Below are 13428 nucleotides of genomic sequence, written 5' to 3'. Positions count from 1 at the left end.
ACCGGAACTTCATGTTATTCACGCGACCGAATGAAAACCAGCATCGGCATCATGATCACGAACATCACTCCCACAAGCTGGAAGGTGTGCACAAACGCGACCATTTGCGATTGCTGCTGCAACATCTGTTGGTATTGGTCTAACGCAACCGGGTCGGTAATAGAAAGCCCCTGATTGGCCGCCCAGTCATGCAAGTTAGGATTATAAGGATTAATACCCTCTCCCAGTGCATGCCATTGCTGCTGACTATCACGATATTGGAACGTGGTTGCGATAGAGATACCAAACGAACTACCAATGGTACGGAACAGATTGTAAATACTCGCCGCCGCAACAGATTGCTCTTTCGGAATCGTTAAATACGCCAAGGTGGATAGCGTCGAGAAAGTTAAACCAAGCCCCATCCCCTGAATCATACTCGGCATCACAATCCAAAATGTATCGATCTGCAGTGAGTACTGCGTCATCAAATAGCTACCAATCCCGATGCAGCTCAAGCCAAAGACTATTTTGATTCTGGGATCGAATTGCGGATTGAGCTTAATCACCAAAATCAACATCGCCGCTGACGCCAACCCACGCGGTGCCATTAATAAACCAGTGGTTGAGACCGGATAATCCAGCAAGCTTTCCAACAGCATTGGTTGTTGAGTCGTCAGACCAAACATCGCCATCGACACCACGGCAATCATCAATGACGAGACCATAAGGTTTCGGTCTTTCAGTAGCCACAATGGCGCTATTGGACTTTTGGTTTTCCAACTGCGATATATCCACATCACCAATCCCATGACTGCGAGCAATATCGCGGTCTGGATCATGCGTGAGTTGAGCCAGTCTTCTTCGTTACCTTTATCCAACACAAACTGCAACGCGCCCACACCTAACGCCATGTAACCGATGATCCACCAGTCAAAGTTAGGTTTGGATTTGTTGTCGATATGGATATAGCGATAAATCAAAGAGGTACAGATCAAACCGAATGGCAAGTTGATGTAAAAAATCCAGCGCCAGTTAATGTTGTCGGTGATCACACCACCCACAACTGGGCCCAAAATAGGACCAAGCAAAATGCCGATGGAGAAAATCGCCATCGCTTTGCCTTTTTGCTCATACGGATAAATCTGCACTAACGTCGACTGCGCCAATGGAATCACCGACGCGCCGAAAGCGCCTTGGATAATGCGAAATAGCACCATCTCTTCAAGAGACTGTGCTTGCCCACAAAGCGCACTGGCAATCACAAAACCGATCACAGCAACCAACATGACTTTGCGTTCACCAAAACGCGACACCCAGAAACTGGTCATCGGAATGAAGATCGCTTCCGCCATGCTGTAACCCGTCAACACCCACGTAATTTGGTCTGCCGTTGCGCCCAACGCGCCCATCATGTGCGATAGCGACACGTTCGCAACGGTCATATCGATTAACACCATGATGGCAGAAAGCATCACGGCGACGGTGGCAATCCCCCGTTTGTCTGCCGTAATTTGATGGCTCATTGCACGCTACTTTGCAAATCAATGGTGACTTCTGAGCTCGCACCCACGCGAAGTTGCGGCGCATCGGCCGGTACTTCTAATGCCAAACGTACAGGGAAACGCTGTTTGATTTTAACCCAGTTACCCGTTGCGTTTTCTGGTGGCATCAAGGAGAACGATGTACCACTCGCAGGCGACAGTTGCTCTACCGTTGCTTTCCACACCACGTCTGGGTACATATCAATCACCACATCCGCATGCATGCCAGGTTTAATATGAGTAAGATCGGTTTCTTTAAAATTCGCGCGTACCCAATAGCTGTCTTTTAAAATCACAGGGAACAGCGTTTGACCCACGCTAACGACCGAGCCTACGTGCGTATTGATTTCACCGGCAATGCCATCCACTGGTGACGTAATGTCGGTGTAACTCAAGTTCAGCTCCGCTTGCGCTAACTGTGCCGCCGCTTGTTGAACAACCGCAGCCTCTGCGCCTTCTTCACCACGGTTCGCAATGGCTTTTTCTACCGTCGCGCGCGCTTGCTCTAGGCTCGCTTGAGCATTGGCTAGTTTGTTTTTCGCCGTATCTAAATCTTGGTCTGACGCCAGTTTGCGTTTCACTAGAGAATCCGTACGTTTGTACTCTACTTGCGCTTCTGTCAGGTTAGAGCGCGCCGCATCTAAGCCCGCAACGGCTTCAGTTACCTGCTTATCGGCAACGTCATGTTGCTGGACCGCCAATTGGTATGCCGCTTTTGCTTGCTTCACTGCCAACAAATATGGGCGTGAATCTATCTTCAGCAGTAGGTCACCTTTGTTAACGGATTGGAAATCTTTAACATCCACAGAAACCACTTGGCCTTTTACCTGAGGCGCTACCGACAGAATTTTTGCCCTAACGTAGGCATCTTCCGTGCTTGGGTGACTGTCTGAATACAGCCAAGACCAATACATCGCACCAAATGCGATAACACAGAGAGTAAAGAAAAGAGTTTTTACCAGCTTAGATCTGGAGGAGGAATGCTTTGCGATGTCGTCGCTCATTTATATTGTCCACTTGTTCAATTATGTGATCAGTGTAGGACTTTTCGATCTTCCGACAATAAAATGATCTGCAAGGTAAAGATCCAATTTTGCATGTTGCTAAGTGGAGTAAATGATGTGCAATCAAAACGAGGATAAAAAAGAGGGGCAGTCCCCGTAACCGCCCCCAAAGTCATGCCAATAATAGTAATGTGCGTGTAACTACTGGTTTTTCTTAGAACTTGTAACCGCCGCTGATCATAAATACCCAAGGGTTAATTTTGACGTCGGTTTTTTGCTTCTCTCCACCTGCTTTGTAAGTTGCTTCTGTTTCAATGTTTGCGTACCACGCAGCAGCGTTGAGGAACCATTGATCGTTGATCATGTAGTCCACACCAATATTCGCTGCTAGACCGAATGAGTCATCCAACTTAAGATCTGAAAGACCAGCGCCTTTACCCGTGCTATTGAAGCCCTCATCAAAGAACATGGTGTAGTTGAGACCTGCACCCACGTATGGACGGAACTTACTTTGTGGCTCGCCAAAGTAGTACTGCACCATAAGCGTTGGTGGAAGGTGTTTGGTGTCCGCGATATCACCAAGACCTAACAAGTCTGTTGAAATATCGTGGCTGAATGGTGTTGCTGCTAGAAGCTCTAAACTGATGTTGTCTGTAAACATGTAGCCAAACGTCAAACCAAGCTGCGTATTTGAATCCACTTTCAATTCTTCTTGAGAACCAAGAATCTTATCGCTGCTGTCGTTTGGAACGACAGACGCCGCACCAACACGAAGAACGAAGTCACCTTGTTTATGAGCGAAAACACTTGGTGACACGAGTGCAGCAACCACTGCTAGACTGCAGATTGTTTTTTTCATTTTTATTTCCTTTCGTAGGGCTTCGTTATGTCGTACCCAAAGGGGTGCCTGCTAACTGATCTGAGATTTCAAGTAAACTCAGCGCCTCGAAGCACACGGGTATCTATATCTTTTTGAGCTGTGCGCAATCTAGCACATAGAAACCCTACTATTTTGATGGAAATCAATTTGTGAAAAATATAGGTTTTTTGTATGGAGAAACGCCATACCGATCAACAAATTATGCAAATAGGATACAATTCTGTAATGCAAACTGTGCGTGTGAGTTGCCATGCATACCCATAAATGCGAATCCTCTCGTTAAGGCTCGTAGCCAGCAAAAACTTTCTTCTTCCTCTACGTCTTCTATTTTCAAAAAACAACCCACTTAAAACGCTCGTTTGACCCCTTAAAATCGCGATTTGAGGGGTTTGTAAAACACTGAAATACAAGAAGTTATTTTTCTGGAAAATCAGTTACTTGGAGTGCTAGTCTGCTCGCAGCTAAGGAGAAGACATGTTAAAAACCGATCTCATTTTTGAACGAGAAAACTTTTCTCATCACGATTTTCAGAATGCTACCTTTAAAAACTGCCACTTTTATATGTGCAGTTTCGACCATGCCGATCTGCGCGATGCTAAGTTCATCGACTGTCGCTTTATCGAATCCAAAGCGCTAGAAGGGTGTAGTTTTCGCTTCGCGAACTTAAAAGATGCCAGCTTCACGAACTGTATGTTGGCGATGAGCCTGTTTAACGGCGCAAATTGTATGGGCTTGGAGCTGCGTAAGTGCGATCTCAAAGGGGCAAACTTCCAAGGTGCGAACTTTGCTAATCGCGTCAGTAACACCATGTTTTTCTGTTCTGCTTTTATTACTGGCTGCAACCTCACCTACTGTAACTTCGAGCGAGTGTTACTAGAAAAATGTGACCTCTTTGAAAACCGTTGGAACGGTGCGAACCTCGCAGGGGCAACTCTCAAAGGCTCGGATTTATCTCGCTGCGAATTCTCGCCAGAACAATGGGGAACCTTTAACGTTGAGCAGTGTGATCTGACTCATGTCGAACTGGACGGGCTGGATGTTCGCCGCGTTTCTCTGTTTGGTGTTAAAATTTGTGATTGGCAACAAGAGCAATTGCTTGCGCCTTTTGGACTGATCATTCTCTAAGGAAAGGCCATGAATCTTTTTAAAGACTTACCGAATAACCTCGACGAGGAAGTGTTCGAAGACCTGCTGACCCACAAAAACCTGCGTATAGAACGCATTGTCTCAACGGGGCAAACCTCGCCCGAAAGTGGCTGGTACGATCAAGAAGAACATGAATGGGTCTTGGTTCTTAAAGGAGCAGGAGAGCTGACTTTTGAATCAGGTGTCGTGCAACGACTTGAGGCAGGCGATCACGTTACGATTCCAGCTCATACCAAACACAAAGTGAGCTGGACTGACCCAACGCAAGAAACCATCTGGTTGGCGGTGTTTTATCAATAAACACAAAACGATCTTAAACCAAAAAATAGGCGCTGAGTTTGCTCGATACTACTAAGCCGTCACTGGCACTGTTTGATTTTGATGGCACCATCACCCGAGAGGATATGTTTAGCCTTTTCCTCCACTATTCTGCTTATGGCCTGCGCAAACGAGTAGGAAAGGTCGCTATCATGCCATTTTATGCGCTGTACAAACTCGGAGTGTTACCCGCTCGTGTTATGCGCCCTCTCAGCAGTTTTATTGCATTTTCAGGGAAAGAAACGCAGAAAATTGAAGCGATTGGCACTCAGTTTGCCCATGAAGTGATCCCGCTGTACTTACGGCCAGAAGCGATGGAAAGGCTTGCTTGGCATCAACACCGAGGCGATACCATCGTAGTGGTGTCGGCATCACTCAATGCGTATCTCAAGCCTTGGTGTGAGGCGAACGGTTACCACTTGCTGTGCAGTGAACTGATCTCAGAACAGCCAAAACTGAGTGGCTTTTACCAGCAAGGTGATTGCAGTTTAGAAAGAAAAGTCTCACGCGTGAAAGCGGCGTTTTCGCTCGACGAATTTGCGTCTGTTTATGCCTACGGTGATACACACGAAGACATTCCGATGCTCAAACTGGCAGACTACGCGATGCTCAACTGGAGCGAGTGGAGAGCAAGCGAATAACGATATATGCTCTGATTTTCAAGACAACCACTCGACCAAAGTGGTCGTTTTAGACTGAAAAAACAAACCCTTCTCACATGAGAAGGGTTTTATTGATCAGGGCCCGAATAACTGGCTTAACGCCATACACCCCATTGACCCGTTGTGCCTGGTTCCTCACCAGACGTCCACCACTGGGCAGTCCATTCTTTACCGTTGTGCGTCACCACATCACCTTGGTTGTATACGGCCGTCTTGTCCCACAAGTTGGTTGGTTCAACTGGTGGCGGTACATCCGCTTTGATCAGTGACAACGCATAACTGAAGTCTGCGCTTGGCGCTAATACTTGATTCGCATTCACGTTGTTACTATCGAACATGTAGTGGTTCATCTCTTGATGCCAAATGCCCACATACCAATCGCCCGTTTGCTGCGCGTTAAATTGATCTGCTATTTCTGCCGCCCAAGTCGCCGTATTGTTCGCACTGATTGGTAGTGAAATATCGACAATTTCATTGCCTGTCGCATTAAACGTACGGAAACGGATGGTGTCACCCGCTTCTACTGGTCCGAAACCTTGCTGAACAAAGTAGCCTAGAGATGTCAGATTATTGCCCGGTTCGGTTGGATCAACAGGGTCAGTCGGTGGCGTCGTGCCTGTTCCGTTTAACGTAATGTCACTACAGTTGTAGAAACCTTCCCCAGCGACATCAATACGCTGCCAACGAGTGTAAAGTACCGCATCGCCCGAACGATCAGCAGGGAAAGTCACCTGAATACGGTAGCGTTTTTCCGCATCAACATACACATCACCTGCGGTGTCGATCAGCTCTAAATCACTCCAAGTAAGAGGTTTTGAATCATCATAAGTTGGCTTGGTGAGATAGAATTCCCAGTACGATGGGTTGTGCGGCGCTTTGCCGTAAAACACCAATTCAATCTGGTTATTTGCATCTGGCGTAACATTGGTGCGCTGCCAGTTTGGAGAAGGAATGTTCAAGCCTTTCTTAGCTGTATCGCCAGCAGAACATAGCTCACCGTCGCGAACCACGGCTTTCACATGCTCCATATCTCGGTAATTTGGTACGTTTGCTGCAATTTCGCTGCGTTGCACAAACGGGTACGCACCAGATTCTTCAAAAGCCGCTTTACACGCTTGGTTAGGGATCTCGTTGGTCCAAAAGCCACCGTCTAAATAACACGTATTTTGACGAGCACTTGGAAACTCTACCCAGCCGTGGGCGTTGACGTTAAATGAGCTCAATGCGGCAACAGCGCTTAAGCTCAAAAGAGGAAGTGTTACATGTGATTTCATCGTTCATCCTTAATTTTGCTGACTCGCCGCTCTGAAACACAAGCGGTTTAAGCAAAACTAGCAGGATGGGATTATTTAGAAGGTGAGAATAAATATGGAAATTGTAAGAGTGCCATCTGCTTTCCAGCATTTGTTGTGAACCATTCTCATACTCGACTGACTCTTTCGAGTCACTTCAAATTCATGTGCCACAAAAACTGTCACTCTCGTTTGGCTATCGCTCGTCTTTTGGTGTGTCCATCACCACCATCGTTGTGATCGACTTGACGTGTTCGCACTCACCCAACACATCAGCGTGAAACGCTTTATAAGCGGCGAGATCTTGCGTTTCCACACGCAGCAAGTACTCGTTCGCACCAGTGATGTTGTGACATTCCACCACCTCGTTTACAAAACGCACATGCTCTTCGAAACCCAACTGCGCCTGCTTAGAGTGCGAGGCCAAACCAATCGACACATAAGCGACAAAACCCACGCCAAGTTGCTGATTATCCAGTACCGCTCGGTAGCCTTTGATCACGCCTTTACGCTCTAAATCTTGCACTCGGCGTAAGGTTGCAGACGGAGATAAACCAACGCGTTCCGACAGCTCCACATTGGAGATTCTTCCGTCTCGTTTGAGCACTTGCAATATTCTTTCGTCAAATCTATCCATGATGATGTTTCATTGCTTATTTAGTTTCTAATCATCAAATAAAAGCACAATATTGACCTCAGTTCTACTTATAGTTGTTCTCAACTTATCGAGAACTGATTCAAGGAACAATCTATGGAATATCATCAACTGGGCGCTTTGGCGTTGTTCGCTTTTGTCTCCACTTTTACGCCGGGTCCCAATAACATTATGTTGATGACCTCAGGGGCAAATGTCGGCTTTAAACGCACTATCCCACATATGTTGGGCATTACCTTTGGCTTTGGTGCCATGCTAATTTTGGTGGGCATTGGCTTGATGAGCCTGTTCCACGCATATCCAATTACACACTCCATTTTGAAAGTGTTGAGCTTGAGTTATTTGCTGTACTTGACGTACAAAATCGCCACCAGCGACAAAACCGAAGCAAAACACGATTTTCGCCCAATGTCTTTTTTAGGGGCGGTGGCATTCCAATGGGTGAACCCAAAAGGTTGGTCGATGGCGTTGACGGCCATTACGGTATACACCAGTGGCGGTTCTTGGCTCGAACTGACTTTTATCGCCGGTATCTTCTGTTTAGCCAACTTGCCATCGGTGACATTTTGGACGGCGGCAGGTATGCAATTGCAGCGTTGGTTGACCACCGATAAACGCATTAAGGGGTTCAACTACAGCATGGCCGCTCTGTTGCTTTTGTCTACGATTCCAATGATATAAGTCCATTTATGGTTAAAAAACGACTCACTTTACGTGGTTAGAGAAAGGATAGAGGTAATATTTTTCTTGAGGCTTTGGCGTTAATTCACAGTGTAAATTTGTTTAAAGACGCTACCCTCTTGTTAGGGAACTTGATAATCTTTAAATGAGAAAGAGAATAATTATCGAGTAAAGTAACAATGAAAAAGAAGCCTCAACCTAAAACGCTTGTTGTCACAGACACAGAAACCATCACTCCAAACATGCAGCGCATTACCTTGCAAGGTGAGGCGCTGAGCCACTTTCCTCGTGACTGCGAAGGCAGTTACATCAAATTACTGTTTAACGATATGGGTGGCTCGGATCTGAGCATCCTGTCAGAAGACGACCGACCAATCATGCGCACCTACACTATTCGACGCTTTCATCCAGAAACCAGTTCAATCGAAGTGGATTTCGTCCGACACGTAACGCAAGATCTGCAATGCGGATTTGCAGCGCGTTGGGCAATGGCCGCGCAAAAAGGCGACACGATCAGCATTGTTGGGCCAGGTAGCATCTCCAACTTAAATACTGAGGCGGATTGGTTCTTCATGGCTGCCGATATGACAGCACTTCCAGCACTTTCTGCGAAAATTCGTACGCTGCCAGAAGAGGCCAAAGGCTACGCTGTGATCAGCGTGATGTCTCCAGACGACATCCAACCCCTACACGCGCCAGCAGGCATGGAGTTGATTTGGTTAACCGAAGGGCAAGCCTTGGCTGATAGCGTTCGCGAACTCGAGTGGTTAGATGGTAACGCTTCGGTATGGTGTGCGTGTGAGTTCGATTCAATGCGCGCGCTGCGCCAATATTTCCGCAATGAGAAAGAAGTCGATCGCGAGAATATCTACATCAGCAGCTATTGGAAAAAAGGCGTGTCTGAAGATGGGCACAAAGTGATTAAACGTGAAGACGCGGAATCCAACCAATAGTGATTCATGTCTTTTCGATTCCAGCTCTCATCCTAATAAAAACGCCCGGCATCACCGGGCGTTTTAGCAACTTCAGTTGTATTAAAGTTCATGAAAACTCTAATCCGCTAGTTCCTGCGCTAAAAAGTCGATCAACAACCTCACTTTGGGCGATAAATTTCGGCTTTGTGGATACAGTGCCCAAATGCCTTCACGGTCGTCTCGGTAATCGGTCAGCACCTCGACTAGCTCACCGTTATCTAGGGCTTCTTGAACGTAATAGTCCGGCAACTGCACTAAACCCAAACCACGTTTGGCGGCGCCCATTAGCGCAAAACCACTATTGCATTTAATCCTCCCCGATACGCGCAAAGACTTATCGCGTTTATTTTCCTTAAAATGCCAATAATCGACCGAACCAACTAGGCACTGATGTCGAGCCAGTTCGGATAATGTGTGAGGCTCGCCAAATCGCTCCAAATACATAGGGCTAGCACACACGTAATTTTGACGCGACGAAAGACGCTTTGCGATCATGCTGGAATCTTGCAGGCGGCCAAGACGAATCGCCACGTCTACCCCTTGCTCTATCAAATCCAGTTTTTGATTGGTCAGAACTAAATCGAGGTCCACACGCGGGTACTTCTCCAAAAACTGATGCAAGAGCGGTGCGAGGTTCATTTCCCCATAGGTCACAGGCGCTGTCACACGCAGCAAACCTCGCGGTTCGGTTTGCATTTGCGTTACAGCAAGCTCAGCCAGTTCTAGCCCTTCGACCAAGTGTTTGCACTGCTGATAATAAAGCTGTCCAGCTTCAGACAGAGAAACTTTTCGCGTCGTGCGATGCAGTAACTTAACCGCAAGGCGCTCTTCAAGTGCCGATACGCGGCGACTGATTTGTGCCACTGACGTTTTCAGTTTAGCCGCGGCAGCTGTAAAGCTGTTAGTTTCCGCTACGGCAACAAACTCGCTGACTCCTTCCCAATTCGCCATGCTGTATTCCTGTCGACCTCTTCTAGACAAATAGTGATTACATTGTTCTCGTCGCGCTACGCTTTGAAAACGGGAAAACTTTACGCGTCAGGTAACGGACGAAGTTCGTCGTATTGCGCATCAAGCTCAATGCCAAAATATTCTTTCAACGCATCCAGGTAGGTTTGACCAGGCTCTAGCTCTATTTCTGTTAGCGCTTCATGATTGGCGCATCTGAGTGTGTAGTTAAGCAGCGTCACCAACCCACTTTCTGTCGCTCTAGCAGCGACTCTTGCGCTAGTAAAACGCGAATTAGGCGAAGTCGAGGTAAAGAAGTTGCTACATGCAATGTCACCAGCAAACACAAACTCTAGGTCAAAGCTGTATAGATTGTTCCACGTGTCCGTTCCATCGGTTGAAAGCACTTGGAGGAAATAACCAAACTGAGCATCTTTGACAAAACGGAAGGTTTGTAAATCCGTCTGAATCACTTGGTCAAGGATAAATGGCAATGGCGCTCGAGGGGTATTGGAGCCAAAACCCACATCGACAATCCATGTTTGTTCCTCTAACGTCACTAACGTGATTTGATGACTACGACCTGTTGGTGTACCAGACACATGTACACGCCCTAGCAAACTTCGCGCTTCAAACCCAAGAGTGTTGAGCACATCAAGCATTAAACCATTTAATTCAAAGCAGTAACCACCGCGAGAGTGGTACACGGTTTTTTGAATAATATCTTCAATCTCAACAGAGACGCCTCGCTGCAATGCGATGTCAAAATTCTCAAACGGCAGGCAACGATGCTGCGCCACGTGAATTCTGTGCAATGACTCCAAATCGGCGGGCAATTCACTAGGCAAGCCTAGCTTGGTTAAATAGGCACTCAGATCCGTCTTATTCATAATCACTCTTACTTAGCTGATGGTTTGACAGTTTTCTACTTTAGCCCCTCTATCTAACTTCAGGTCAATCACCTTTTCCATTTCCCTTCCGCTTTAAGGAGGCATCGCACTCTTTTTACACGCTCACCTTATCATTATTACGCATATGTAAAAATCATTTTCAAAATGGACGGATTATCATTTTTACTGAAACACCTAAAATGAGCACCAACAAAACGACGAAGCGCGGTAAGCAAACCTTAACTACGCTTATTACGTCACTCCATATACTGAAAATATAAAGGAAACATCCAATGTCGCTTGAAATCAAACCTGGTCAAACTCACATAAAATCAAAAGCAATGGTCGCTTGGGCTGCAGGTGAGCCGCTTAAAATGGAAGAAGTTGATGTACAACTTCCAAAAGCCGGCGAAGTGCTAGTACGCATCGTAGCAACTGGGGTTTGTCACACTGACGCATTCACACTATCAGGTGACGATCCAGAAGGTATCTTCCCTTCAATCCTTGGTCACGAAGGTGGCGGTATCGTTGAAATGGTTGGCGAAGGCGTAACAAGCGTTGAAGTTGGCGACCACGTTATCCCACTTTACACTGCTGAATGTGGTGAGTGTAAGTTCTGTAAATCTGGCAAAACGAACCTATGTCAGGCCGTTCGTGAAACTCAAGGTAAAGGCCTAATGCCAGATGGCACAAGCCGATTCTCTATCAACGGCGAAACTATCTTCCACTACATGGGTTGTTCTACTTTCTCTGAGTACACGGTTCTTCCAGAAATCTCACTAGCGAAAGTAAACAAAGAAGCACCACTTGAAGAAGTTTGTCTTCTAGGTTGTGGCGTAACCACTGGTATGGGTGCGGTATTAAACACAGCTAAAGTTGAAAAAGGCGACACAGTGGCAATCTTTGGTCTAGGGGGTATCGGTCTTTCTGCAATCATCGGTGCTCGCATGGCTGGTGCCAGCCGCATCATCGGTGTAGACATCAACGAAAGCAAATTCGACCTAGCGAAACAACTTGGTGCAACTGATTGCATCAACCCACAAAAATTCGACAAGCCAATTCAAGAAGTGATTGTTGAAATGACAGACGGTGGTGTTGACTACTCATTCGAATGTATCGGTAACGTAAACGTGATGCGCCAAGCACTTGAGTGCTGTCACAAAGGTTGGGGTGAGTCAGTCATCATTGGTGTTGCTGGTGCAGGTCAAGAGATCTCAACTCGTCCATTCCAACTGGTAACTGGTCGTGTATGGCGTGGCAGCGCTTTCGGTGGCGTTAAAGGTCGCTCTGAGCTTCCAGAAATCGTAAACCGTTACATGGCTGGTGAATTCGGCTTACAGGAGTTCATTACCCACACAATGGGATTAGCAGACGTCAACAAAGCGTTTGATCTGATGCATGAAGGTAAGAGCATCCGAACGGTTATCCATATGGATCAATAATGCTGCCTCAGGCTCTCCTTTTGGGGAGCCTGAATTCCTTCTGCTAATTAGAGAGTTTATTCATGACCATTGAAAATGTAAGCCAAGCCAAAGTGTTTGGCGGTTGGCACAAGCAATATACACACGAATCCAATGCCCTAAACTGCACCATGCGCTTCGCGATATTCTTGCCACCTAACGCAACGAAATCAAATCCCGTACCCGCGCTATACTGGCTCTCTGGTTTAACGTGTACCGATGAGAACTTTATGCAGAAAGCGGGCGCATTTCGTATGGCGGCCGAGCTTGGCATTGCGATCATTGCACCAGACACAAGTCCGAGAGGCGAAGGTATCGCTGACGACGAAAGCTATGACCTAGGAAAAGGAGCTGGCTTTTACCTTAATGCGACGCAAGCACCTTGGTCACTGCATTACTGCATGTACGACTATGTGACTGAGGAGTTACCTGCGATCATCGAAAGTAACTTCCCAGTCTCTGACGTGAAGTCAATTTCCGGTCACAGTATGGGCGGCCACGGAGCGCTCACCATTGGTCTGAAAAATTCAGAACAGTACCGTTCAATTTCAGCGTTCAGTCCAATCAGTAACCCAATGCAATGCCCTTGGGGACAAAAAGCCTTTACTGCTTACTTAGGCAAGGAGCTTGAAAGCTGGAAGGAATACGATGCAAGTGAACTTCTAAAACAACAACAATCACCATTACCAATTTTGGTTGATCAAGGTGATGCTGATGGCTTCTTAAATGAGCAGCTTAGACCGGAAGCGCTGATTGCTGCGGCAAAAATACACGATTCAAACCTAACCTTGAGAATGCAACCAGGCTATGACCATAGCTATTACTTCATCTCAAGCTTTATTGAAGAGCACCTCAACTTCCATGCAAAATATTTGTTTGCATAGTTAATTTAAGTAAGCTCATGAAATAAAAAAATAAAGTCACCAAAACTAGGTGACTTTATTTTCTTCACGTACTAACAAATACATATCTGAATATCGATGATTTAAATATGT

The 13428-nt window shown here is 46.5% G+C and carries 14 protein-coding genes; 7 read left to right on the top strand and 7 right to left on the bottom strand.

All coding sequences use genetic code 11. From position 1 onward, the window contains the following. Positions 1–14: 14 nt before the first annotated feature. The 3 genes from NL626_RS18240 to ompW all read right to left on the bottom strand — a co-directional run bounded on the left by NL626_RS18240 (position 15) and on the right by ompW (position 3386). Positions 15–1505, bottom strand: coding sequence for an MDR family MFS transporter (locus NL626_RS18240; protein ID WP_025793523.1), 1491 nt, complete (start codon positions 1503–1505; stop codon positions 15–17). Next, positions 1502–2527, bottom strand: a complete 1026-nt coding sequence (locus tag NL626_RS18235) for an HlyD family secretion protein (protein WP_253657610.1) — start codon at positions 2525–2527, stop codon at positions 1502–1504. The genes NL626_RS18240 and NL626_RS18235 overlap by 4 nt, the downstream gene beginning before the upstream one ends. 214 nt (positions 2528–2741) lie before the next feature. After that, positions 2742–3386 carry an outer membrane protein OmpW gene (ompW, locus tag NL626_RS18230; RefSeq protein ID WP_064354457.1) on the bottom strand — a complete coding sequence of 215 codons (645 nt, stop codon included), beginning with the start codon at positions 3384–3386 and terminating at the stop codon, positions 2742–2744. Between the two features lie 495 nt (positions 3387–3881). Between ompW and NL626_RS18225 the strand changes: the two genes are divergently transcribed. Genes NL626_RS18225 through NL626_RS18215 form a run of 3 tightly spaced genes read left to right on the top strand, consistent with a single transcriptional unit; the run spans position 3882 to position 5512 of the window. Further along, a complete protein-coding gene (locus tag NL626_RS18225) occupies positions 3882–4532 on the top strand; it encodes a Qnr family pentapeptide repeat protein (RefSeq protein WP_005460782.1) in 651 nt (216 codons plus the stop codon). Between the two features lie 9 nt (positions 4533–4541). Then, on the top strand, positions 4542–4853 hold the full coding sequence (locus NL626_RS18220; RefSeq protein WP_005383281.1) for a cupin domain-containing protein: 312 nt from the start codon (positions 4542–4544) through the stop codon (positions 4851–4853). A gap of 38 nt (positions 4854–4891) precedes the next feature. After that, positions 4892–5512 (top strand): HAD-IB family hydrolase, encoded by a 621-nt coding sequence (locus NL626_RS18215; protein WP_033907205.1) that lies wholly within the window; start codon positions 4892–4894, stop codon positions 5510–5512. A 116-nt stretch (positions 5513–5628) separates the two neighbouring features. On the opposite strand, the gene NL626_RS18210 is transcribed toward NL626_RS18215, so the two are convergent. Further along, positions 5629–6807, bottom strand: coding sequence for a lytic polysaccharide monooxygenase (locus tag NL626_RS18210; RefSeq protein ID WP_213893172.1), 1179 nt, complete (start codon positions 6805–6807; stop codon positions 5629–5631). Positions 6808–7021: 214 nt separating this feature from the next. After that, positions 7022–7462, bottom strand: a complete 441-nt coding sequence (locus tag NL626_RS18205; protein ID WP_005482841.1) for an Lrp/AsnC family transcriptional regulator — start codon at positions 7460–7462, stop codon at positions 7022–7024. Positions 7463–7576: 114 nt separating this feature from the next. On the opposite strand from NL626_RS18205, the gene NL626_RS18200 reads away from it, so the two are divergent. Together NL626_RS18200 and NL626_RS18195 are read left to right on the top strand one after the other, a co-directional pair. Further along, the gene (locus NL626_RS18200) at positions 7577–8161 is read left to right on the top strand and encodes a LysE family translocator (RefSeq protein WP_047102500.1); all 585 of its coding nucleotides are present in this window, start codon (positions 7577–7579) and stop codon (positions 8159–8161) included. A gap of 179 nt (positions 8162–8340) precedes the next feature. Then, on the top strand, positions 8341–9114 hold the full coding sequence (locus tag NL626_RS18195) for a siderophore-interacting protein (RefSeq protein ID WP_213889933.1): 774 nt from the start codon (positions 8341–8343) through the stop codon (positions 9112–9114). A gap of 99 nt (positions 9115–9213) precedes the next feature. Here NL626_RS18195 and NL626_RS18190 read toward each other — a convergent pair whose 3' ends face one another. Further along, the gene (locus NL626_RS18190; protein WP_017633836.1) at positions 9214–10086 is read right to left on the bottom strand and encodes a LysR family transcriptional regulator; all 873 of its coding nucleotides are present in this window, start codon (positions 10084–10086) and stop codon (positions 9214–9216) included. 80 nt (positions 10087–10166) lie between these two features. Next, on the bottom strand, positions 10167–10973 hold the full coding sequence (locus NL626_RS18185) for an arylamine N-acetyltransferase (RefSeq protein ID WP_213870800.1): 807 nt from the start codon (positions 10971–10973) through the stop codon (positions 10167–10169). 293 nt (positions 10974–11266) lie between these two features. Between NL626_RS18185 and NL626_RS18180 the strand changes: the two genes are divergently transcribed. Together NL626_RS18180 and fghA are read left to right on the top strand one after the other, a co-directional pair. Continuing rightward, positions 11267–12415: an S-(hydroxymethyl)glutathione dehydrogenase/class III alcohol dehydrogenase gene (locus tag NL626_RS18180; RefSeq protein ID WP_017821027.1), complete on the top strand. Its 1149-nt coding sequence runs from the start codon at positions 11267–11269 to the stop codon at positions 12413–12415. 62 nt (positions 12416–12477) lie between these two features. Next, positions 12478–13317 carry an S-formylglutathione hydrolase gene (gene fghA, locus NL626_RS18175; RefSeq protein ID WP_213886361.1) on the top strand — a complete coding sequence of 280 codons (840 nt, stop codon included), beginning with the start codon at positions 12478–12480 and terminating at the stop codon, positions 13315–13317. Positions 13318–13428 lie beyond the last annotated feature (111 nt).

Origin of the sequence: Vibrio sp. Y58_MX_L22, from assembly GCF_024181865.1 — a bacterium.
GTDB classification, from domain to species: domain Bacteria; phylum Pseudomonadota; class Gammaproteobacteria; order Enterobacterales; family Vibrionaceae; genus Vibrio; species Vibrio alginolyticus.
The sequence above is the reverse complement of the archived record's forward strand: the minus strand, read 5'-3'. Positions and strand labels throughout refer to the sequence as shown.

Bases quoted from the DNA above. Each gene is read 5' to 3' on its own strand.
- NL626_RS18240 (WP_025793523.1), bottom strand. From the start codon at position 1,505: ATGAGCCATCAAATTACGGCAGACAAACGGGGGATTGCCACCGTCGCC.
- NL626_RS18235 (WP_253657610.1), bottom strand. From the start codon at position 2,527: ATGAGCGACGACATCGCAAAGCATTCCTCCTCCAGATCTAAGCTGGTA.
- ompW (WP_064354457.1), bottom strand. From the start codon at position 3,386: ATGAAAAAAACAATCTGCAGTCTAGCAGTGGTTGCTGCACTCGTGTCA.
- NL626_RS18225 (WP_005460782.1), top strand. From the start codon at position 3,882: ATGTTAAAAACCGATCTCATTTTTGAACGAGAAAACTTTTCTCATCAC.
- NL626_RS18220 (WP_005383281.1), top strand. From the start codon at position 4,542: ATGAATCTTTTTAAAGACTTACCGAATAACCTCGACGAGGAAGTGTTC.
- NL626_RS18210 (WP_213893172.1), bottom strand. From the start codon at position 6,807: ATGAAATCACATGTAACACTTCCTCTTTTGAGCTTAAGCGCTGTTGCC.
- NL626_RS18205 (WP_005482841.1), bottom strand. From the start codon at position 7,462: ATGGATAGATTTGACGAAAGAATATTGCAAGTGCTCAAACGAGACGGA.
- NL626_RS18200 (WP_047102500.1), top strand. From the start codon at position 7,577: ATGGAATATCATCAACTGGGCGCTTTGGCGTTGTTCGCTTTTGTCTCC.
- NL626_RS18195 (WP_213889933.1), top strand. From the start codon at position 8,341: ATGAAAAAGAAGCCTCAACCTAAAACGCTTGTTGTCACAGACACAGAA.
- NL626_RS18190 (WP_017633836.1), bottom strand. From the start codon at position 10,086: ATGGCGAATTGGGAAGGAGTCAGCGAGTTTGTTGCCGTAGCGGAAACT.
- NL626_RS18185 (WP_213870800.1), bottom strand. From the start codon at position 10,973: ATGAATAAGACGGATCTGAGTGCCTATTTAACCAAGCTAGGCTTGCCT.
- NL626_RS18180 (WP_017821027.1), top strand. From the start codon at position 11,267: ATGTCGCTTGAAATCAAACCTGGTCAAACTCACATAAAATCAAAAGCA.
- fghA (WP_213886361.1), top strand. From the start codon at position 12,478: ATGACCATTGAAAATGTAAGCCAAGCCAAAGTGTTTGGCGGTTGGCAC.